Genomic DNA, 22735 nt, shown 5'->3' with positions numbered 1-22735 from the left:
ATGATCCCCTCATATATTTATAGTTTCAATAATGTTTTCACCATCCTGCTGCAAAAGCTGCAAATATTGAAAAGCTGCCCAGCATTCCTCTGGATTATCTGTTAACAGCTGCTGTTGGAGTTTTTTCTTGTATAGGAGCCAATGCTTCATAAAATACCGTTGAAGCTGCTTGGCATGCTGATAATCCTGTTCCCACAATCGATTCACATGTGAATGCTTTTCACATAATATTTCTCGTTTTGCCTCCATAGCGGACAGATCAATCTGTATGTTGGTTATATTTTCTTCTTTCTCCAATTGTAAAGCTTCTGCTTCATTCAATAGTTGATTGCGTTGCATGAAAGCCTCATTTAATACAGGGGCTAAAACTTCACTATATGCCATATACATTTGCTCTACCCATTTCATTGCATTGTCAAATAAATGATTATATGCCCTATCATATCGGCTTTTTAACCAATAGGAGTCCATTTTTTGGTGGATTTTCGGAATCGGCTCGAGCTTAGGTAGCCTTAAATGGCTGTCCTGCACCAAGTGAAAGCGGTCTGCCCTTTCTATTATTCCTGTAAGCTGATTTTCTAACTTCTTTTCCATTGTGATTTGCAGTTTTATAGCTTGTTGATTTAGAATACTTGCCTTTTTTTGTTTTACGTCATAGTTCAAGAAATACTTCACATATTCTCTATCTACGTTTTTCATTTCTTGAAGGACCGCTTCTATATCTGCTAATAACTCATGATATTTCTCTATTTTACTTGAAAATTCGTGATTCTTCATGTGAAAAAAGTTCAATTTCTCGTTCAGCAAGGTCTTTTTTTCAGAAATCATTTGTTCCAGCTTCTCTAAATCCTTTTTATTTTTCTCATTCTCCTGCTGTCTCTCACTTTCAACTAGCTTAAAGCAATTCGTTAAGCTTAAAAACGGCCATAAATAATCGGAACTCCTGTTTTTTTCTTGTACAGGATGTAATAAATGAACCTTCTCCACATCTAAGCGCACAAATTGATCAAGGAATTCTTTTTTTGCATGTAAAGCCCATTCATATCGTTTATGATGTAAATCTTTTATGACATTATTCATCAAAATCGTCAACTCCATAGTAATTTCTTGCATATGTGAGTTTTTGAACTTTATTCAGTGGTATTCTGCATATAGTACTATATTCAATATAAAAAATATCCATAATGTTCTTATTAATGACTGTACCATCAAACTATCATAAAGGTAAACAGGATGAACACCTATTTAAGCAATTATTCATAAAAGAACAGAGGGAAGCTTCTAACGCCTCCCTTCCCTTTTGATTAATCCAAATGATAGTGACATCCTCCCCTATTTACCAGGATACCTGTTGATAAATCCAATTGGAGAGGAAGATTAAGAATCCTAATGAGATGTTGGTCCAGCCTAATAGGATGGCAGTTGTTTTTTCTTTTTTTAATTGGGCATTTTTGTAGGCTCTTACATCCTCTAGCAGTAATAAGAAACCGGTTACTTCAAAAACAAGAACGGCATATCCGAGGAATCCTAACATCATGTAATCTTATTTCCTTTCTATTTGGCTTTCATCCCAGTACGGCGAATATAGGTTGTGACTTTTATATCATACGAAAGGTCACCATAAATCTCACGCCATCGCTCTTTTGTTTTAACCTTTTCTTTCCAATATTTCGGGTGCTTTGCTCGAAAATGCTCACCAAACCCGAAAACATCGGACTTTTCCTTTTGCGTTTCCTTGATTAATTCCTCCAAATTTTGGACGATATCCTCAGAAAATCCCTTTTCCAATTTTTTAAGGTCTTTTTCTCCTATGTTAGAGGAGGTGGTGCTTTCCACCTCTTCCATTTCACATTCATAATGGACCTTTAATGTAACATGAGGTTTTCCATTTTTAAAAACTGGTTTTAGCTTCGTTTTTCGTTCAACCGCCCTGACTAGTGCTGTTTGTTCCATTTCTGGTATTTTTAACATCACACCATAACCGCCTTTTCCAGCCCCAATTCCTGCCATAAAAATTCCAATCTGGTTCGGTGTGGTTTTTCCAACCATTTTATCATCCTTGAAATAGGCAAGTCCGTTAATTTGAATATTTGATTTTCCTTTAATTTGAAAGTATGGCAAATAGCCTTCCTGACCCTGACTGGAGAGAGTACTCCAAAACAAACCGATAAAGGAGGGAGGAAACTTCCCTAGCTGGATTAAACTATCAACCATTTCCGCTAAATATAGGGATGGAACACGCTCAAGCTCCGGCTTTAGCTTCATATACGTTAAGGCCTTTTCCTTTGATATCACTAAGGAAGCTGTTCGACGGATTCGCGGATTACGTCTTAAATAATCATTAAAACGACTTACGCCTTCTCTAGCCACCTGTTCATTCAAAATGATTAATCGTAAATGTCCTAAAAAGATTTGCTCAGCCACCTCCTGTTGAATGGTCAGGAGACAGTCTTCAATCGTATGACCAATGACACGTACAACTAATACAGGATTTTGCTCTCCGCCGCCGATTTCAGGACCAAGCGGAATACGCCCTGGAATGGCAATTTGGGCACTTAACTCGATCATTTGCTCATCATGAATCGGAATATTTTTTTTCGAATGACTTACTTCCTCCTCCCGATTTTCTGCACCGGGTTCAGCCATGTCAATACCAATTGCTAATATCGTAGCGCGTTTTTCAATTTCACGGCTATCCCAACACCCTGTTAGTAGAGGTAATAGAAGGAAAAATACAGAAAATAATACTACATACTTTTTCCAGCTATATTTATGTGGCTTCACTCTTTTTCCTCCTCTTCCTTTTCATCACATCTACAAGGAATAAAAGCATAGGATATAGGATAGTAACCATTAAACCTGCACGTCCAATCATTTTAATAACTTCATACATTTGGACAATATTTTGTGGGATCATAGCTAAAACAAAGATAAAAGGAAGCATAAAATAAGCAAGCATTTTATGATCCTGTAAACGAAATAACTGCTTAATCGAATGAATAGTTAAGAAATAACTGGCAAATATCGTTGTAAATACAGCAATAACCCAGACGGAAATAAAGATAACATCCAATCGCTGTAATATATTTCCTGGTAACGAAGTTGTTCGAGCCAGCTCTAATGTCGGCCAATAGAGTTTTTTCATTTCTTCTGCTCCAAAAATCGCCACAGTTGCTAGAACAATTAATAAATATAATCCACCGGAAATAAAAATCGCCCACAAGCCGGCTTTCATAGCTGATTGAGGTTTTTTCATGGACGGTATCAATAATGTCATAATAAAGGACCCTTGAAATAAGGCAGCGATGGTTAAGGCACCATAAAAGCTATCCCGGAACCCGCTAGCGATTATCGGCCGAACGTAAAGGAAATTGGCATTCTTTAGTGATAAAGCGACAATAATTAATACCGGTGCTAATATGATGGGAATGTAAAAATTGTGTATATAAGCAAAGGTATTCATCGAATTTCTTGCACTAATGGCCGCTAACAAGAGCATCACGAGGACCGTTACCTCTAAAGGGGTTTCAAGTAATACAGCCGTGATAACGACTGCCCCAAATTCACGTGCAGCAAGAGCGGTTAAAATGGTAAAAAACAGAATAACAAAAAGGCTAAAGAATCTACCTAGCCATTTTCCAATAATGTCTTCACTGTAGGTAATAATTGTTTGATCTGAATGTCGAATCCCCAGCTTTGTGACAATCAATAAGCCAAGTACTGCGATCCCAATTCCTAAAAGTGTAATAAACGGAGCTCCTGTCTCCCCTGCCCTTACAGCAAATAACGGCAGCGGCAGTACACCTACGCCAATGATCGTACTAATTAGGGTTGTCGCCGCTTGAACCGTTGTGACCTCTTTTGTCTCCTCCATTCTGTGCTTCCTCCCGTTGGTCATTTCCAACTTTACTATGCTGTAACACTTTATTTTTCACTTCTCCCAGCCTGTCACGATTGGATGGGTGAAGAAAAACAGGTCGTTTTGACATCCACCATAATGGACTTCTAATAATAATATCCTTCAAGCCCTGAGAGTTTCCGGGTGATACGGGTGACATATAAGGTACGCCAAAGGATTTTAACGAAAGCATATGGTTAAAAATAAAGATGATTCCGATTACGACTCCGTAAAGACCAAAAATTCCTGCTAAAAAAAGGATTGGGAACCGCAGCATTCGAAGGGCAAAAGCTGCCACATAGGCTGGTGTTGCAAAGGAACCGATAGAGGTCAAGGCAATCACAACAACGGTGATGGGACTGGCAAGACCGGCATTGACGGCGGCTTCCCCGACAACGAGGACACCTACAATGGATAGGGCACCGCCAACCTGCTTCGGCATTCGGACGGTTGCCTCCCTCAGAACCTCCATAGCAACCTCAATGATCAGCACTTCTATCACGGCTGGATAGGGAACACCGGCCCGACCTCCTGCTACGGCGACAGCAAATTCGGTTGGCAGTAGTTCAGGATTAAAAGAGATAAACGATACATAAAGTGAGGGAAAGATAAGGGAAAAGACTAAAGCTAGCATTCTGGCCAGTCTAGCAAAGCTACCCATGAGAAACCTTGAAGAATAATCATCAAAGGTCTGATAAAACTGATTAAATACAACAGGAACGATGAGAGAAAACGGTGAACCATCGACTAAAATCGCGACACGGCCTTCAGCGAGATTAGCGACCGTTTTATCAGGTCTTTCCGTGCTTTGTGTTTGCGGGAAAGGAGAAAATGGATTATCTTCTATAAATTGTTCGATATACCCAACATCCAAAATGACATCGATATCAATTTCTGATAATCTCTTCTCTACTTCTTTGATTAGCTTTACATCGGCAATTCCTTTCATATAACAAATGGAAACCTTTGACTTCGTTAAACGACCAATTTCCATTGTTTTAATACAAAGGTCAGGGGTCGGCAATCTGGCACGAATCAAAGCAATATTAGTGGCAATGCTTTCAATAAAACTTTCCCTTGACCCTAGAATCGCTTGTTCTGTTTCAGGCGATTTGATTGAGCGTTTTTCAATCATCCTTGTATCGATATGGATGGCTTCTGTTTGGCCCTCCATGACTATGACAGTTTCTCCGCGCAGGATGACATTTATTAGTTGATCAAGCTTTTGTTCCCGATTAGTCTGACTGTCATAAAGGGTTTCTTCTACGAGGATATTTAACATTTCTTGCTTAACCCATTCCCTTTGCATTAAATGCTCCGGTACATACATTAAAGACTTCAATATTTCATTATTAATCCGGTTAGAATCGGCTATGTTTTTCACATAGAATAAAACCGCACGGAAACGGCCAAAGATTTGGAAGTGCTTGACAACAAAGTCATCACTATCACCTAGCATATCCTGCATAAATAGAACTGTACTCTCGATTGATCCTGTCAATTTATCTTTTTCATTCTCCTCTAAGGCCTTGCTTGGTATTTCTTTTACAACATCACTGCGGCGTACATTCCTTTGTCTACGACGGCGAAATAATCCCATAATTTCACCACTTTTTTTACCTTTAGAATGCACTAGATTTCCTTAATTATTCCTATAAATGTAAAAGCAGGGAAGGTTCTTCTGCTTCTTTTTTTGATGACTGTAAAAAGAAACAAAAGAACCGTCTCCTGCTTTATTTTCGCTGATCGATGTCAATATATTGTTTTTCTGCTCCAATGCTTTTATAAGCTGGGCGGATAATTTTGTCTACGTTAATGAGCTCCTCTAAACGGTGGGCGCTCCAGCCGACAATCCTGGCCATCGCAAAAATAGGGGTATAAAGCTCTACTGGGATATCGAGCATGCTGTATACAAATCCGCTATAAAAATCGACGTTGGCACTAACTCCTTTATAGATACGGCGTTCCTGCGCAATCACTTCCGGTGCCATTTTTTCAACGATCGAATAGAGCTCAAAATCCTCACTTCTACCTTTTTCATCGGCTAGATTTTGGACAAAGCCTCTAAAAACCTGCTCACGAGGGTCCGAAATGGAGTATACGGCATGACCCATTCCATAGATTAGGCCTCTTTTATCAAAGACCTCTTTATTGAGGATTTTGGTTAAATAGGCTTTAATCTCCTCTTCATCCTTTACGTCGGAAACATGTGCTTTAATATTGTGCATCATCTCGACTACCTTAATATTGGCCCCGCCATGCTTTGGCCCCTTTAATGAAGAAAGCGCTGCTGCAATTACCGAGTAGGTATCAGAGCCAGCAGAGGATACGACTCTTGTCGTAAAGGTTGAGTTATTCCCGCCGCCATGCTCCATATGCAGCACAAGGGCGACGTCCAGCACCCTAGCCTCCACCTCCGTATAGTGTTTATTAGGTCGTAGCATTCTTAGAATATTTTCTGCCATCGAAAGCTTCTCATCCGGTCTGTGAATGTATAGACTGTCATCACATTCAAAATGGTTATAAGCATGGTAGCCATATACACATAGCATGGGAAAAACACTAATCAGCATTAAACATTGACGAAGAACGTTTTCCAGTGACATATCATTAATTCTTTCATCATAGGATGCCAGGGTCAGGACACTTTTTGTCAAGGAATTCATAATGTCTTGACTAGGCGCTTTCATAATTACATCTCTTGTGAAGTTTTTAGGCAGATTGCGAGAGTCCCGAAGAACCTCCCTAAAAGCAGACAATTCTTCCTGATTAGGCAATGATGAAAATAAAAGTAAATACGTGATCTCTTCAAAGCCATATCGCTTATTGACAAACCCCTTTACTAAATCATGGATATGATAGCCCTGATAATACAACCTTCCTTCAATTGGTACAATTTTTCCATCCTGCTCTTCTGTTGATTCGATAGTTGAAATTTTCGTGAGACCTGCGAGTACCCCCCTGCCATTCTTGTCTCTAAGTCCGCGCTTTACTCCATATTCATCAAATAACTCTGGATCGATTTGACTGTTTTTCTTTAAAATACGACTGTATTGATAGGTATAATTTTCAATGATTTCCTTTTTCTCCAGCATCGTCGCCCACCCATCTGAAAGTTGATTCTCATGTATCCTTTTTTAATAATCCCTACTCGATAATATTTGGTTGCTCTTTATTTCTCCTTTGTTGTACCAGCAACGCCTTTACCTCATTATAGGACATGCCCGAGCTTGCATTTTGTCTCTTCACTTCCTCTATATTCGTACCTACCACAGTATAGGTATTATGTACCTTATGCCCGTTATTCATTAATAGCTGCCTCCTATATGTTTTCGCTTAGTTTCCATCAAGGAGCCCTGCCTAATTCATTAGGCTAAAAATATAAAAGCAAAAAACTCCTTTCAAAAAAAGGAGCTTAATTATTTAAGAATCATGCAGCTATTCAGTTTAACCCGTTGGTAATTTCATTTTACAATAATGGATAAGAAGTGACTTCTGATCCATTTAAACATATGGTGTGACCGCCTGCTGGGGAAGTCAGCATTGCTCTGATTATCGAATTCCTCGATGCCTGTCTCCCTTTGTCGGCATACTTTAGACGCCTGCTCGATTAATTCAGGAGAGAAGATTCGCTTACCATTCATGATGCAGCGAATCGAACAAATGAATTCATGGCTTGGACTGTCTTTTAACAAATAGCCTCTGACTCCCGCTTTACGGGCTCGTTCGACATATCCTGCTCTTGCGAAGGTAGTCATCATAATGACTCTGCAGCCTGTTGCCCTTAACGCATCTGCGGCATCCAAACCATTCATAACAGGCATATCGATATCCATGATACAAATATCCGGCTGTAGCCGATAGACGAGACTAAGAGCCTCTAAGCCATTCTTTGCTTGCCCGACTACTTCGATATCCTCCTCAAGATTAAGCAGTGAACCGATGACATCAAGCAACAGCTCTTGATCCTCAGCAATGACAATTCGAATCATCTTCGTTCTCCTCTCTTCCTAGCCCGACACCATAAAAAATAGAAGCTCCCCACAAAAAGGGGAGCGGATAGGTATAGCTTATAGTTCAGGTTTAACCTGTGTAGATATACGCTTCTTCTGTAATTCCTTAATGTCCTTAAAGCTCACAAAATCTTTTTTCTTCTCATCCCAGAGACGGAAACGTAAAGACTTCAAGCTTGTCGCAAGTGTAATCGTTGGTACGTTCTGTAATGGTGGTGTGCTGTTGTGTGCCATTTCTAATTTGTAGTTTGGAACCCGTGGGCTTAAATGATGTACATGATGGTAGCCAATATTTCCAGTTAAGAATTGGATAAATTTAGGGAGTTTATAAAAGGAGCTCCCCTCTACCGCTGCTTTCACATATTCCCAATTTTGATCCTCTTCAAAATAAGAATCCTCGAACGTATGCTGAATATAAAATAACCAAATCCCCGCTGAACCTGATAAGAGGAAAATAGAGCCCTGGATTATGACAAACGACTGCCAGCCAACTGCCCAGATAAGTAAGCTAAATAATGCAGCGATCAGAGCATTTGTTAGATAGGTGTTCATTCGTTCCTTCTTTTTAGCGCCTTTATGATTAAAACGATTTTTCAAAAGGAACTGATAAATCGGTCCAAGACCAAACATAATCAATGGATTTCTGTATAACCGATAGCCGATGCGAACGGTTAGCGGAGCTTTCATATATTCATCGACCGTAAGTGTCCAAATATCACCGGTCCCACGTTTATCCAGATTGCCACTGGTTGCGTGGTGAATAGAATGATCACGTCCCCATTGATCAAAAGGAAATAGCGTTAACACACCCATCGCAGTTCCAACTACTCGATTCAGACGTCTGCTTTTAAAAAATGAATAGTGTGTGCAATCATGGAAAATAATGAATATCCGCACCAAAAACCCAGCAGCGATAATAATCGGTAAAAGCGCTAACCAATAGGATACAGAAAGGCTGATATAGGCAAGGTACCATAAGCCGATAAACGGGATGACGGTGTTCATTAGCTGCCATAAACTTTCTTTCATCGTCGACTTTTCAAACGGAGCCACTTGTTTTTTTAAAGAATTTGCTTTTTTTATCGTCATAAGCTTTAAATTCCCTTCTCTTTTGAATCGTTATTTCAAAGTATATAGAAAGGAAGTGATGGGTGTAAGTAGCAGGTGTCATGTACTAAATATGACAAATGTCACACCAGAGGGAAAAGGCCTGTGAGAGTAAGGTGATTTGAACGCAAAAAAACAGCTCCAACAATCAGGAGCTGTCATTTTTGAATCCTATTTCCTTCTAAATCAAATTCGCCCGTCGAATTTGCGTCCGGATTTTTATCGAGCTCGCTCGATAAATTTGCGTTCATCCCCCACTTGTAGAAGTGGAGGACTTCTGTACCTGTCGCAAGCTTTCGGTACAAAAAGCATTTGCTGAATGAAGTTAAACTGTTACAGCAGAAAGTTTTTTCGCAGCTGCTTCAACTTTTTTAAGTCCTTCAGCAATAATCGTATCCGCTTGGTCTGGCATTGCATTATGTCCTTCGATAATGACTTCATCAATGATTTCCATACCGAACATGACGCCAAATACGTTTTTCATATAGCTTGCCGCCATTTCCAGTGGAGCTGTTTCTGGTGTGGAGTAAATGCCGCCACGTGCACTTAGTATAATGGCTTTCTTGTCCGTCATGAGCTGAACAGCCTGGCCGTTTTCATCATATTTGAAGGCATAGCCAGCTTGGAACACATAATCAACAAATGTTTGTAAACGGGCTGGAATCGTTAAGTTCCATAATGGGAATGCAAATACGACTACGTCTGCTGCTGTTAAAGCATCCATCGCCTTTTGTTTCGCTGCTAAAATGCGTTTTTCAATATCCGTCATTTCTTCGCCAGATTCTATTTTACCAAATGCATTGAATAAATCCTGTCCAAAGTAGGGCATGTCCTCTGAAAATACATCAAAGGTTGTGACGTTAACATTTTCAAGATTATTTATGAATGTCTCGTACATTTTACTTGATACTGCCTCAGAAGCTGGACGGTTATTGGCTTTAACTACTAATATATTCATGTATATGAAACTCCTTTTATTATATTGAAATATTTTTAGATAAAATATCTTGAACTCAATATAATATAAACTAGAATAATTGTCAAAGAAGAAGTTTTATCAATAACGGTAAATAAATCCTCCTTCTAAACATGAAGGAGGATTTTCTAGTAGTATATTGTTTTATATAATTGATAATAAGTCTGGACTTCTTTTTCTGGTGAATAGTGTTCCACAATCCATTGCCTTGCTTTCTCGACAACACTCTCCCGCAATGAGGGGTTATGAATAATAGAATGAATCGCGTGTTTAAATTCATCCATTGATTCATATAACCAGCCTGTTGTTTCATGGGTTACAAGCTGCAGATTGGCTTCATTTTTACGTGCAATCACCGGCTTTCCCATTGCCATCGCTTCCATAACGGCCAATGATTGCCCCTCTGATTGGGAGGTATTTATAATAATTTGTGCTTGTTCATACCATACCTTCATAACCTCATATGGGACCACTCCAGCATAGTTCATCCAAGGACGCTTTTCAGTCTTTTTATGTACCTCTTGCTTTACCCTTTCGTCCAAGTTGGCGCCAAGAATGGTATACTTCATCATAGGATATTGAACAATTAGCTGATCAAGCGCCGGTATTACATGTAAAACATCCTTTACGCGACGCAATCCTGCAGGCAATAAAATATGGGGGTCTAGCTCATCCCATTTCTTTGAAATAGTCCAAGGCAGCCAAATCCCCTGAGGAATAACCCTTGTTTTGTCTTCCCATTTCGGATCTAATTGAATGACTTTTCTCTTCGCATCCTCGGTAAAGACCGTAATATAAGCAGCTCCTTGTAGAAAAGTAAATATATCTTCAGTAACACCCTTCTGTAAATCAATATTAATATCTGTTCCACCCATTGTAACGATATAAGGCCGATTTAAGCGAAAATGAGTCTCCTTCGCCCATTGTAAATACCTCGTCGCATGTAAAATATGGTAGATATCTGGCTCGGAGCAAAACCAATTATCATTTTCTAAGTAAGGAATAACAGAAAGATTGACATCCTGTTTATCTAAAAAATGGACAAGTCTCTTGATTGTCGTTGAATTTCCTCTTGGTTGATTAAAATAGGGTGCTAAAAATAATATATGCATGTCCATTCACCAGCTTGATTTATTTTACGTTAGTATGGCTCCCATTCTCAGAACAAGTACACCTAATGAACTGGGTAAAAAAGGAAAAGGAGAGGTCAACTAACCTCCCTTTTCCTATAACCCCTTATACGCTTCCTTTATATCCTTCACCGTTTTATCTAGTTCCTCGCCCCAATGATCATTAACTTGCTTGAGCACTACTTCTCCATTTGGAGCAATAATCGCATATCCCCTGTAGGCAGTATCTTCATTTTTCATCCCAGTGGCATCGATTAACTGCAACTCAGGATCAGAGATAAATGGAAGGCTGATTCCTAATTCCTTTTCTAGCTCGTCATAGAGTAACTTTTGTTCCTCGGGCAGATCTCTACTGATCACATACATTGGCATGTCCAGACCCTCTAGCTCTTGAAGATTATTATGCAGCTCAACTAGCTGCGTTTGGCAGAGTCCTCAGGTGTAAGTAGTTATATAAAATAATAATACCGGCTTGTCCTGTGGAATTTTCACTTCATTATTTTCGTGGTCCAGTAATGTGATGGACTCATCAATGGTCTTGGTCCCACAAGCCGTTAATAGAAACATTGCTGCTACCATGATGAAAAAGATTTTAAGTTTCATAGGATCTCCTTTTCTTTTTATTTATCTATCGCGAGCACGATTCTAACCTATTAACAGAGCTCGTCTTTTCTGCATTATTTTACTATAATTCTGACTCTACTGTAAAATATCACGCTTATGAATAAACTTTACAATTTAATCTTTTTTTGCGCAAGACTATTCTGTCATTGTTCTCCAAAAATCTGTTTCGAGTATTTCGAATAAAAAACTTCCACAACATGGTCATTGTAGAAGTGTATCCAACCCTAATTATCATTCCTGATTACAACAGCCTTTTTGCCAATCTTCTCCTTCCTCAAGATGGCCTGACTTTTTTATTTTGGTTTGCAAATATTTTTCATTGTATGTTGATACATCTCCCCATAATGGTTCCCTACCAGAAACATCCAGGCCTGCACTTTTTAAAGCATCCAATTTTTTCGGATTATTGGTCATAAGGGTAACTGGCTTTGTCCGTAAGGCTTTTAACACTAAAATCGCATCCTCATAATTCCGAGAATCATCAACAAAACCGAGGCTGATGTTTGCCTCTACTGTGTCATAGCCATTTTCCTGGAGAACATAAGCCATGGCCTTGCTGAATAGTCCAATCCCTCTGCCTTCGTGATTAGCTAAATAAAATAAAGCACCATTCCCATGCTCGACAATCATTTTCATCGATTGCTTCAGCTGAAAACCGCAATCACATCTCTTGCTTCCAAAAATATCACCAGTATGGCAAATCGAATGGAATCGGATCAAAACATCATCGGCATGCTCAAAGTCACCGAAAATCAAAAGACTAGACTGCTGGTACAGGGCTAAATTAGAAGAGGAAAGCCTTTCAATAATTTTTTTATAGTCCCTCACTTCCTTACAGTCAATCTCTGTGACATCCTCACAATTTAACCAGCAATACCAATTGAAAATAACCGTTTCCGAATATAACTTAACAGGCAATCGAATCGGTCCGACTAGATAAAGATTGCCTTTGGTTTTGGGAATAATTCGAATTTTATCTTTTAAAATAGTAAGGACCTTTTCGTCAAGGTGAATAGTAGTCATTTAACTTCCCCCTTTTTACAGATTTTCCGAACGGGAAAGCCCATGCAGGTCGCAGACCGTCTTTAGACATGGAATGATAGTTCGGTCAGACAGGGGTAGCTTTCGCTACCTTAATTGTCTGAAAATACGTTATAATCAGTACATAGACAAGTAAAAGTCTCTAAAACATTCTCGTTCGTTGATAATTGAATATCGTATGAGGTTGGACAACTCAATTCATGTTGTCCGTAAAACGATATGTGTCGTCAAGTACAAGACGCTAAAACACATACGAACAAAAGCTGTACGCTATGGTCATAGTAGCGTAGCACTATCTGCTATAAGCACTGGATAGGGAGGGGCAATGGGATGCCCCAACCTTGAGGGCTGTTCAAAACAGAAATGGACTGCGAACGCTTAGTCATTCAAGAATCCCACCCGTTAAACCGTAAGGTTTAGGGCTTGCGTCTATAGACGTGGGAGTCTCAAAGGTAGTTTGCGATTAACCGATTTAATACATACGATTAAATTCGCCCGTCGAATTTGCGTCCGGATTACCTGAGCTCGCTCGGGTAAACTACCTTAAAAAAATCCGTGACCTCCGCCGGAGGCTTAACTTCATTCAGCCGGGGTTTGAACCCCCACTGAATCGAAGAACTATTTGCATTCATCCCCCACTTGTAGAAGTGGAGGACTTCTGTACCTGTCGCAAGCTTTCGGTACAAGAAGCATTTGCTGAATGAAGTTAAAGGACTCTGTCTGTCTCTTGATCCTGTTGCTTCATAATATTAACTAAAAAAATACACAAGAGAGTCCCTTGTGTACGTTTATACCTCGAGCTTATAAGCTATTTTGCTAAGAACGGATTGCCACCCATATTTTTTCTTGCTTCATCTGTTACTTCAACTGGCTCATTAGAATATTCAACAGATTTCGTACTAGGTTCATTAACCATTTCGACACTGCCATCATAATACATTGTCTTATTTTCCATAATTCCCATCTCCGTAGCTGTCATATTTTTTATTGGGTTATCGTAGAATTATTTCTATATATTTCAGATATTACACTATTTTCACTATTTTAACAATATTTAATCTATGGAGAAAGATTAGAAAGTATGGGCTAAGTCTCTAGCACGAGCGATCCCATTCTGTTTAATTTCTTCTGCCTTATCAGGCATCGCTGCATGTCCTTCGATAAATAAGCCATCAACCGAAGGAACACCAAAGAAGCCCATAATAACCTGTAAATAGCGATGTCCCATTTCGAATGCTGCAGCAGGTCCCTCTGAATAAATACCACCTCGGGCCTGAATATGTAAAACCTTCTTATCCGTTAATAAACCAACCGAACCATTCTCGGTATATTTAAAGGTTTTACCTGCCACGGCAATAGAATCGATGTAGGCCTTTACAACCGGAGGAAAGGATAGATTCCACAAGGGTGTCACAAATACAAATTTATCTCCAGTTACAAACTGGTCACTAAGTTCATTCAAGCGCCCCACCTTAGCTTTTTCCTCATTCGAAAGCTCCTCGAAGCCTTTACCAGACTGAAGCTTGCCCCATCCGCTGAAAACATCCGTATCAATTTGCGGGATGTTTTCTTTATACAAATCAAGGTGCACCACTTCATCTTTAGGGTGAACCTCTTTATAGGTCTCAATAAAGGCCTTTCCTGCTGCCATACTGAATGATTGTGTGTCATCATGTGGATGCGCTGTAATATACAATAGTTTTGTCATGAACCCTTCACCTTTTTCCATCAATTATTTTCAAGACTTTATTAATATTCGGCATCTGACAGAATTTATTCATCCACGAAAAAAACCCCCGCATTCATGCGAGGATTATTTATCACAGATACTCATTTATCCTTCAGGCTGTTCCGAAAGGCATCATAATCCATTTTAATAAAATGAAACAATTCTGCATTGCCTCCGCGGTCAGGGTGTGTTGTTTTTAATAACGCTTTATAGCCTGCTAAAATATCTTTTGAACCTGCTGTTTTCGAGAGACCGAGCTTTGGACGGGGGTCATAGATTTTTGACGATACAGGCACGGTCTTTTCAGGATCTGCTTTATTTCCTTTCGAATATTCTTCTTTTATTTTTAACAGCTCATTTCGAAGGTCGAGATTTTCTTTTAGCAGCTTCCTCGTTTCCCGTTGCAATTCATTTTTTTCTTTTTCTAAGAGCATTTTTTCTTGGTTTAGCTTATTCCTCTGCTGAATTAATGTATTAATTGAGGATTGGTGAAGCTCTTCAATTCCTTTTATATGATCATCCTGTGCTTTAATTTTCGCTTTTAATTGACGGATTCTCTTATCCTCGGTAGAAGGTTGAATCGTCCGGGTTGGGCTCGGTTCCTTCGGTATGTATTCTTTGTTCTCCCCATTTCCTACCTGCTGGATTTTTCCTTCACGTACTAAACGTCGAACGGCGAGAAGACCAATACTTGGAGCAACTCCTGCATCCTTCAAGAGCTGAAGAGCTTGATCGGTATCATCTAGTATGACACTAGAACTACTTTGTCTTCCCTCATAGGTAATTTTTCTTTCACGCAGCCAGCGTCGAACTGTAGTAATGCAAACATCCTCTGCAACGCCTGCGTTTTTTAATAACTCAAATGCTTGATCTGTGTTCACAGGGTTCCTCCTTTCCCGAATAATGATTATGAATGTTGAGAGTTAGCTACTTGGAATTAGTAGGAGAAATGACCAATCTATCATGATAATGGACTCTCGGTTTCTTTGTTAAGAAACCACATTTTCAATTACCTCTAATATTATAGGAGGAAGTTAATTATGTGAATGGACAAATAAGCCTATAAGTGTTTTTTTCTTAAATGGATGGAAAATAGCCAAAAAATAAAAAGGGGAAATTCCCCTCTTTATTTTTTTACCTTTAACAGTCGTAAGCTATTTAATGTCACAATGAGTGTGGCTCCCATATCAGCAAAAATGGCGATCCACAGTGTTAACCAGCCTGGTATGACCAAAAGAAGGGCTAAAGCTTTAATCGCTAAGGAGAAGATAATGTTCTGCTTGATGATTCCTAACGCTTTGCGGCTTAATTTAATGGTATAGGGCAGTCGGCTTAAGTCATCGGACATGAGGGCAATATCAGCTGTTTCTAAAGCGGTATCCGTACCTGCCCCGCCCATGGCGACGCCGACAGTGGCCGCGGCAAGTGCCGGTGCATCGTTCACACCATCTCCGACCATCGCTGCACGCTTGTATTTTTTCCGCAGCTCTTTTATATAATAAAGCTTATCCTCAGGAAGCAGATTTGCTTTGATTTCAGAAACACCTGCTTGCTTTCCGATAGCAGCGGCCGTTTTTTCATTATCCCCTGTCAGCATCACTGTCTCCACACCAAGTAGCTTTAATTTCCGAATCACCTCTTGAGAAGATTCCCTCATTTCATCTGCTACTGCAATCAAGGACAGAATTTCTTTTTCTGTTCCCACTACCATAACGGTTTTTCCTTCTATTTGAAGAGAGGTTATCTGGTCTCTTATTGTGGTGTCCACTGTTTTGTGGAGCTCCTCAAATAAAATTGGACTGCCTACATAATACTGGACATCTCGTACTTTCGCTTTAACCCCCTTACCTGTTAACGACTGGAATTCATCGACCTTTACGGCTGAATAATCTAAACCGCACTCTTCAGCTTTTCGTAAAATGGCGGAGGCAAGTGGATGCTGTGAGCCTTTTTCAATCGCCGCCGTGGTGATGAATAACTCCTTTTCGTTACCGGAATACGTAACGATATCGGTCACAGTTGGGATTCCTTTTGTCAGTGTTCCTGTTTTATCAAATGCAATCGCCTTAAGTGCTCCAGCTTCTTCTAAATAGATTCCGCCTTTAATTAAGACTCCATTTCGAGCCGCATTTCCGATCGCCGTCACCACCGCAACGGGCGTAGAAACAACTAAGGCACAAGGACAGCCGACGACCAGCACAGATAACCCCTGGTAGATCCATTCGCTCCAGTCCCCGCCAAATAAAGGTGGTAACATGCTAATAAGAAAGGCTACTGCCACAATAACAGGCGTATAATATTTCGCAAATTGATCCACGAAGGCTTGCGAAGGTGCACGCTCAGCTTGAGCTTCTTCCACAACATGAATAATTTTAGCGAGCATCGTATCCTCTACAAGCTTAGTAATTTTCACCTCAAGTAGCCCTTCTTCATTCAAGGTTCCGGCGAATACCTCATCATCAACCGTCTTTGTGATAGGAACACTTTCACCGGTAATCGCCGCCTGATTGATGGTCGAAATCCCTTTGATGACCATTCCATCCATCGCAAGCTTCGCTCCAGGCTTGACAATCATGACATCCCCAATGCGGATGTCCTCCACATCCACCATCATTTCCTGCTTTCCCCGGCGGATTAAAGCTTCCTTTGGGGCCATTTCAAGTAGCGATTCAAGTGATTGTCGTGCTTTGTCCATTGAATAACGCTCGAGCACTTCACTAATAGCGAAAAGGAGCACAACAGTTGCCCCTTCACCCCATTCACCGATGAGGGCAGCACCAATGATCGCTATTGTCATGAGCGTATTCATATCAAACTTAAGGCGGGATAGATTGTTAAACCCTTTAATAAAAAGAGCGTAACCACCAATAATCATGGAGGCAGCATAACCTAGCGTTACAAGGCCATAACCTTCGCCCAATCTTTCTCCTAAATACCAACTAATGACTAAAAGAATAGCTGAAGCAAGCACCTTGAAATTTTCTTTTTGCTTCCAAAACGGCTCCCTTTCGACTCGCTTTTCTCGTTCATGTCGTAATTTCAGGTTCTCAAACGCACCCGCTTTTTCCAGCTCTTCCAACGTTGTCTTTCCTATAACCGTAATTTTAGAAGCACCAAAATTCACCTTCGCATCGGAAACTCCCTCCAGGAGCTTCACGTTCTCCTCGAACGTTTTGGCACAGCCTGCTCAGGAGAAACCTTGAACACGATAGGTGATGGATTCTTCATGGTTTGTTTTTACTTGCTCTGAGGTCATCCATGCCTCACCTCCTTCCTATGGAACCAATCCATTTCTAGCAGTACAGCCCTTCATATAAATATAGATTACTACTTCTATGTATGTTATTCAAAACCATATTTATTTGTTTTTTATCGATTATGCTCCTGTTTAATAATCAAATTCAAAGTCCACGATAAAATATCTCAATATTATAAAAATTTATATTTTTATTTTCGGGATATATGGTACAATACATCTAGTTATTTTAGATTAGAGGTATTATCAATGAATGAAATATTAATTAATGTATTAATTCTATTAGTTGTGCTGCTCATCACCCAGCATGTGGTGGAGGTGTGGCCAAGAAAAATAACCAAGCGTTATACTGCAATATTTGCATTGATTGCAGGTCTGACAGCTATCTTTTTTTGCATGACGTTTCCTTTACCTGTAAATCAAGGATTTATTATTGACATCCGAATTGTACCTTTTATTATAGCTAGCTTGTATGGAGGACCGCTTACAAGCCTAGCTTTGTATCTATTCATTGTTTTTTATCGATTTATTCTAGGGTTTGATCTTGGTTTTTGGGGTTCGATGATTAATTATGCGATTATCCCGCTTGCAACATGGATAGTCTATCAAAAATTTCGCAGCGCAAAACTAAGCCAAAAGCTCATCATTTCGTTACTACTGGTTCTTTTACATTTAATTTTCAGCAATGTCATTTATTCATACATTTTCATTTCCCACACAGAATTGAATATTATCCTCTTGGGGGCTATCATTAAAATTTCATGTGTCACATTATGCATGTTCACTTTAGAAAGAATTAGATTAAATTATAAAATTAAGCAGCGCATCATTGACATGGAAAAAATGGAAATTTTAAGCCATTTGAGTGCCTCCATTTCACATGAAATCCGAAATGGTTTGACAGGTGCAAAGGGATTCATGCAGCTTTTGCAGGAAATGGAAAATGATTTAGAGAAGAAACGTTATATCCATATTGCACTAGAGGAATTGGGACGTTCTGAAAGTATTATTCGTGATTACCTAACCTTTGCTAAACCTGCCCCAGAGAAAGTAGAAAAAATCGATATGGAAGATTTGATTCATTATTCAATTGAATTAATCAGTCCACTAACAAATATGAATTCAATAGAAATCCAAAAGGATTTAACCGCTTTTTGGATTACAGGAGAACGTAAGACGATTCAGCAGGCCTTTTTAAATATCTTAAAAAATGCTATTGAAGCTATGCCAGACGGAGGCAGCTTAACCATTTCAATGATTAAGCATCATATTAATGGTGAAATCCTCATTCAGGATACTGGAATTGGTATGGATGAGGATCAAATGGAAAGATTGGGTAAACCATACTTTACAACAAAAGGTCAAAAAGGCACCGGCCTTGGCATGATGGTTGCCTATCGAGTGATTGAAGAAGTCAATGGACATATTACGGTCAACAGTCAAAAGGGACAAGGAACGACCTTCATTATCTCTCTGCCCATCCTTACACATCATTGAAACCCATTCATCACTAAAACAGTTCACACAAAAAAGCACCCTATTATAGAGGTGCTTTTAGTTAGATTTCCTTAACCTTATCTTGCTGAAGGAGCCAGACTAGCTTCAGGTGATGTTACTTTGTCATAGAATTGAACAAATTTATCACGATCATCGCTGTTACGGTAAGCCATCGCTACACGTGGGTGCTCATTCAATGAACCAGAAATCATGTAAGGAATGATATAGCCCCACTCCCATTTTTCGCGCATGCCAAGCATATGTTTCTCTATGACTCCTAATACTGGCTTAATCTCATAGCTTGATTTTTGAATATAGCTGACAAGAAGCTCTGTATTACAGTTTCCTGCCGCACGGCCCATTCCATATACCGATGAGTCTAGGAAAACAACTCCGTTTCTCATAGCCGTAATCGTATTTGCAAATGCTAGCTGCATATTGTTGTGTGTATGCACACCAAGCTGCTTGTTTGGAAGCATCGCTTGAAATTTCTTCACTTGATGTTCAATATCTGCAGGGTCTAGGCTTCCAAAGGAGTCAACGATATAGACAACATCCACTGGACTTTCCTTTACCATTTCAAATGCTTCAATCAGCTGACGCTCAGGTACACTTGATAGTGCCATAATGTTCAAGGAAGTTTCATAGCCTAGGTCATGGAACATTTGCACAAGTTCTAAACCTTTGTCCACTTCACGGATATAGCAAGCGACACGAATCATATCTAAAATACTTTCTTCACGAGGAAGAATATCATTTGGGTCCACACGACCGATATCAACAAGCGCAGAAAGCTTTGTCGATTTCTTCTCAGGAATGATTTCCTTTAGGAAATTATCATCAAGAAATCTCCATGGATTAGGCTCTGTCGCATTCAATAGTCTTGCAGAGTTTTTGTAGCCGATTTCCATATACTCAACGCCAGCTTCACTCAAGCCATTATACAAATCTTGAACAAATTCAACGCTGAAATCCCAATTGTTTACTAATCCTCCATCGCGAATTGTACAGTCAATAATTTTATTTTCCATAGTAGTGATTTCCCCCTGTTTCAACACGTATACTGATATTTTTACATAATATACGAAAAATACTTATTATGTTTATACCATTCTTTCCGTGAAAGTGCAAATTATTTTCCGAAAATTCCAATTTTCAGGAAATAAAATAGATACAGGCGAACCTGATAGTATTATTTCATCTATTTAATAAATGATTATGAAGGAACTCTACTGTTTCTAGAGTTCCTTCATTTAATCCTTATATCCTTTGATAGCGCTCTGCGATCACTGGCAGATGGAGGCTCCTCTAGCCATTTATTCTCGATCATCAGGTTCGTTCCATCTTCTGCAAAGCGTAAAAGTTCAGCTGTAAGCGATACATATTTAATGGCAAGATCTCTTCTTGACGTTACGCTTAATGCTGTTCCATAATAGGCAATCGCAAGCTGGGTTGAAAGTTGTACCTGATACATTAAGAATTTATCAGAAAAAGGCGATGTCGTTGAATTGGTAACATACGATTGCCATGAAACTGGAGAATTCAGCTTTTCTTCACGGAATACCGAATCAAATGCTTCTATATGTTTATCGGCTATCTCCATACCTCTTACGATGTACTCTCGGATCTTTTCTGAATGGGCAACCTGACTGAATCCCACCTTTAAGGCCACATGCAAATTCATTTTATTCATATTAAACGTAATATCACCAATCTCCATGGCCGTTAAGGGACGCCGTTTGCCAAGAAAACCTGTTAAAAAACTTTGCTGATCAACAAAATCAATCGACTGAGCCGGTGTAATCACTGGCGGACGTGAAAATATACCTTTTGATAGCAATAAATCAAGCGTCTTTTCAAATAAGTTTGTCACCTCGTGATTACAGGCTATATAGTATTTTCTCAGATCGGAACGAACGGACGTACTAAGTGAAAGGGCATATCCTGTTATGCCTTGGAGGGTCATGATATACATATATTGCAGATAAAAAGGATCTTGAAAAAGACGGGGAGCATGGATGTCAACATCCTCTTCTGTAAAACCTTGTGGTACAGGGAAATTTTCTTCTTTAAAAAATTCTTGAATTTTTTGAACATGTAATTCTGAATAGTCTAATGCCAATTTATAAGTATCAATAATATCTTCATCTTCGAGGTGTTCAAGTGCATATTTAAAAAAGCATATAGACATGGAATCAAATAGATATTGTGTCCAAAGACTTGATATTTCAGGAGCTGTTAGTTTTATACTGTGCCTGTCCATCATCTGCCTCCTCAATCTTATGTACTATAGAATTTCCAATTATATTGGGTAGTATGCAGATGTGTTTGGGAGATGATTTAGGGTCTGGTTCATTTTACAAAAGTAAGAATGACGTTAATACAAACGCCATTCTTACCGTTATATGGTCTGCAAATAAAACCAGACCATATTTGTAAAGGTCTCCACTTGGGAAGCCATGGAAGTTTCTTTAAATAGATGCTGAAAAGGCTTTAAAAGATGCCCGAGAACGATTTTACGTACCCGGTCCCGCTCTAATTCATACATGATCGCCTCATATAAATCCTGCTGTTCATCATTAAATTGGTATTGCTCCTGCAGCTGATTTCCTAAATGAATGAGCTCTGTTTTTGATATGAGCTTTTTATTGACACTTGTACTAAAGAAATCAATCGCAGAATGACTTAATAACGAAAATTCCTTTTTTATCATACTCGGAAAGATTAGCTCCGTATAAGACAGAATCACCTCGACTAAATGATGGATCGAATAGGTGGTATTCGTAATGCGTAGGGCAAACAGCATATGCTGCAGCATTCCGTAAAACAGTACCGTCCCTTCGAATGCATAGTCCCGTATTTCCTCCCCCATCACTTCAATCATCCGATTTGCCAACCACTCCATTTCAAATACACGATGCTGCAGCACCAGCTTTTTTAAATCGGCTTCATTTGTAGATAAAATAGCCTCAAATAATGGCTGTAAATTCCGTTCCTCGTTCAATCGAAGCAAAATGGAAATTTGCTCAATAAAAACGTCGCGATCCTTCTTATCCTTGCCAATTTGTATGGCAATTCGCTGCTGACTTGCATCATATCGAAGAAATTCTAAAATATCGCTGATACAGTCATTTTTAGACGAGAAATAGTTATAGAAAGTCCCTTTTGAGATGTTTGCTTTGTCAATGATTTCCTGAATAGAGGTTTGTTGAATCCCCTTTTCAACAAACAACTTTAATGCAATATCTGCTACTTTTCTTTTTCGATTATTCATGACGGCCTCCTGAAATGGCAATCTATCATAGTTTATCCTTTTATTTACTAGGCTCTGTTAAAGCACAGTGTTGTTTTTTAGCAGGTTGATTTTCGTTCCAGGCACGAAGACTCCTGCAGGAGAAGCGAGACAGGCGAGACCCCACAGACACGAAGTGTCGAGGAGGCTCGTCGGTCGCCTGCGGAAAGCG

The 22735-nt window shown here is 39.4% G+C and carries 21 protein-coding genes and 1 pseudogene; 1 reads left to right on the top strand and 21 read right to left on the bottom strand.

The features are described 5' to 3' along the window. Positions 1 to 9: 9 nt before the first annotated feature. From BQ5321_RS11805 to BQ5321_RS11735, 18 genes and pseudogenes are all read right to left on the bottom strand, one after another. Complete coding sequence (locus BQ5321_RS11805) at positions 10 to 1083, bottom strand: hypothetical protein (protein WP_071394685.1); 1074 nt, start codon at positions 1081 to 1083, stop codon at positions 10 to 12. Positions 1084 to 1336: 253 nt separating this feature from the next. Further along, positions 1337 to 1537 carry a CLC_0170 family protein gene (locus BQ5321_RS11800; protein ID WP_071394684.1) on the bottom strand — a complete coding sequence of 67 codons (201 nt, stop codon included), beginning with the start codon at positions 1535 to 1537 and terminating at the stop codon, positions 1337 to 1339. A 17-nt stretch (positions 1538 to 1554) separates the two neighbouring features. Beyond that, positions 1555 to 2784 (bottom strand): Ger(x)C family spore germination protein, encoded by a 1230-nt coding sequence (locus tag BQ5321_RS11795; protein WP_071394683.1) that lies wholly within the window; start codon positions 2782 to 2784, stop codon positions 1555 to 1557. Further along, positions 2771 to 3874 carry a GerAB/ArcD/ProY family transporter gene (locus BQ5321_RS11790; protein ID WP_071394682.1) on the bottom strand — a complete coding sequence of 368 codons (1104 nt, stop codon included), beginning with the start codon at positions 3872 to 3874 and terminating at the stop codon, positions 2771 to 2773. Before BQ5321_RS11790 ends, BQ5321_RS11795 begins: the two co-directional genes overlap by 14 nt. Continuing rightward, positions 3822 to 5498 carry a spore germination protein gene (locus BQ5321_RS11785; protein WP_071394681.1) on the bottom strand — a complete coding sequence of 559 codons (1677 nt, stop codon included), beginning with the start codon at positions 5496 to 5498 and terminating at the stop codon, positions 3822 to 3824. The genes BQ5321_RS11790 and BQ5321_RS11785 overlap by 53 nt, the downstream gene beginning before the upstream one ends. 133 nt (positions 5499 to 5631) lie before the next feature. Next, positions 5632 to 6993 carry a citrate/2-methylcitrate synthase gene (locus tag BQ5321_RS11780; protein WP_071394680.1) on the bottom strand — a complete coding sequence of 454 codons (1362 nt, stop codon included), beginning with the start codon at positions 6991 to 6993 and terminating at the stop codon, positions 5632 to 5634. A 52-nt stretch (positions 6994 to 7045) separates the two neighbouring features. Next, positions 7046 to 7207 carry a hypothetical protein gene (locus BQ5321_RS24445; protein WP_187143739.1) on the bottom strand — a complete coding sequence of 54 codons (162 nt, stop codon included), beginning with the start codon at positions 7205 to 7207 and terminating at the stop codon, positions 7046 to 7048. Positions 7208 to 7362: 155 nt separating this feature from the next. Then, the gene (locus tag BQ5321_RS11775; RefSeq protein ID WP_071394679.1) at positions 7363 to 7890 is read right to left on the bottom strand and encodes a response regulator; all 528 of its coding nucleotides are present in this window, start codon (positions 7888 to 7890) and stop codon (positions 7363 to 7365) included. A gap of 78 nt (positions 7891 to 7968) precedes the next feature. Further along, complete coding sequence (locus BQ5321_RS11770) at positions 7969 to 9000, bottom strand: Delta(5) desaturase DesA (RefSeq protein WP_071394678.1); 1032 nt, start codon at positions 8998 to 9000, stop codon at positions 7969 to 7971. A 343-nt stretch (positions 9001 to 9343) separates the two neighbouring features. Beyond that, positions 9344 to 9976 carry an FMN-dependent NADH-azoreductase gene (locus tag BQ5321_RS11765; RefSeq protein ID WP_071394677.1) on the bottom strand — a complete coding sequence of 211 codons (633 nt, stop codon included), beginning with the start codon at positions 9974 to 9976 and terminating at the stop codon, positions 9344 to 9346. 146 nt (positions 9977 to 10122) lie between these two features. Continuing rightward, positions 10123 to 11106 (bottom strand): glycosyltransferase, encoded by a 984-nt coding sequence (locus BQ5321_RS11760; RefSeq protein ID WP_071394676.1) that lies wholly within the window; start codon positions 11104 to 11106, stop codon positions 10123 to 10125. A gap of 114 nt (positions 11107 to 11220) precedes the next feature. After that, positions 11221 to 11541 (bottom strand): annotated as a pseudogene (locus tag BQ5321_RS11755) (redoxin domain-containing protein); the annotation flags it as partial. Positions 11542 to 11559: 18 nt separating this feature from the next. Further along, positions 11560 to 11727, bottom strand: coding sequence for a hypothetical protein (locus BQ5321_RS24265; RefSeq protein ID WP_159433427.1), 168 nt, complete (start codon positions 11725 to 11727; stop codon positions 11560 to 11562). A gap of 252 nt (positions 11728 to 11979) precedes the next feature. Continuing rightward, a complete protein-coding gene (locus tag BQ5321_RS11750; RefSeq protein WP_071394674.1) occupies positions 11980 to 12771 on the bottom strand; it encodes a GTP cyclohydrolase II in 792 nt (263 codons plus the stop codon). An 826-nt stretch (positions 12772 to 13597) separates the two neighbouring features. Further along, positions 13598 to 13744: a hypothetical protein gene (locus BQ5321_RS24440; protein ID WP_187143738.1), complete on the bottom strand. Its 147-nt coding sequence runs from the start codon at positions 13742 to 13744 to the stop codon at positions 13598 to 13600. A gap of 117 nt (positions 13745 to 13861) precedes the next feature. Further along, positions 13862 to 14497 carry an FMN-dependent NADH-azoreductase gene (locus tag BQ5321_RS11745; RefSeq protein WP_071394673.1) on the bottom strand — a complete coding sequence of 212 codons (636 nt, stop codon included), beginning with the start codon at positions 14495 to 14497 and terminating at the stop codon, positions 13862 to 13864. A 122-nt stretch (positions 14498 to 14619) separates the two neighbouring features. Further along, complete coding sequence (locus tag BQ5321_RS11740) at positions 14620 to 15399, bottom strand: hypothetical protein (RefSeq protein ID WP_071394672.1); 780 nt, start codon at positions 15397 to 15399, stop codon at positions 14620 to 14622. A 245-nt stretch (positions 15400 to 15644) separates the two neighbouring features. Beyond that, positions 15645 to 17774: a heavy metal translocating P-type ATPase gene (locus BQ5321_RS11735; RefSeq protein ID WP_084786750.1), complete on the bottom strand. Its 2130-nt coding sequence runs from the start codon at positions 17772 to 17774 to the stop codon at positions 15645 to 15647. 249 nt (positions 17775 to 18023) lie between these two features. On the opposite strand from BQ5321_RS11735, the gene BQ5321_RS11730 reads away from it, so the two are divergent. Beyond that, a complete protein-coding gene (locus BQ5321_RS11730) occupies positions 18024 to 19271 on the top strand; it encodes an ATP-binding protein (protein WP_071394671.1) in 1248 nt (415 codons plus the stop codon). A 77-nt stretch (positions 19272 to 19348) separates the two neighbouring features. On the opposite strand, the gene BQ5321_RS11725 is transcribed toward BQ5321_RS11730, so the two are convergent. The 3 genes from BQ5321_RS11725 to BQ5321_RS11715 all read right to left on the bottom strand — a co-directional run bounded on the left by BQ5321_RS11725 (position 19349) and on the right by BQ5321_RS11715 (position 22545). After that, positions 19349 to 20302 carry an aldolase catalytic domain-containing protein gene (locus BQ5321_RS11725; RefSeq protein WP_071394670.1) on the bottom strand — a complete coding sequence of 318 codons (954 nt, stop codon included), beginning with the start codon at positions 20300 to 20302 and terminating at the stop codon, positions 19349 to 19351. A 218-nt stretch (positions 20303 to 20520) separates the two neighbouring features. Next, on the bottom strand, positions 20521 to 21537 hold the full coding sequence (locus tag BQ5321_RS11720; RefSeq protein ID WP_084786749.1) for a DUF3231 family protein: 1017 nt from the start codon (positions 21535 to 21537) through the stop codon (positions 20521 to 20523). A gap of 135 nt (positions 21538 to 21672) precedes the next feature. Continuing rightward, positions 21673 to 22545, bottom strand: a complete 873-nt coding sequence (locus BQ5321_RS11715) for a TetR/AcrR family transcriptional regulator (protein ID WP_071394668.1) — start codon at positions 22543 to 22545, stop codon at positions 21673 to 21675. Positions 22546 to 22735: the final 190 nt, after the last annotated feature.

Origin of the sequence: Bacillus tuaregi (assembly GCF_900104575.1) — a bacterium.
Classification (GTDB): Bacteria; Bacillota; Bacilli; order Bacillales; family Cytobacillaceae; genus Bacillus_BD; species Bacillus_BD tuaregi.
The sequence above is the reverse complement of the archived record's forward strand: the minus strand, read 5'-3'. Positions and strand labels throughout refer to the sequence as shown.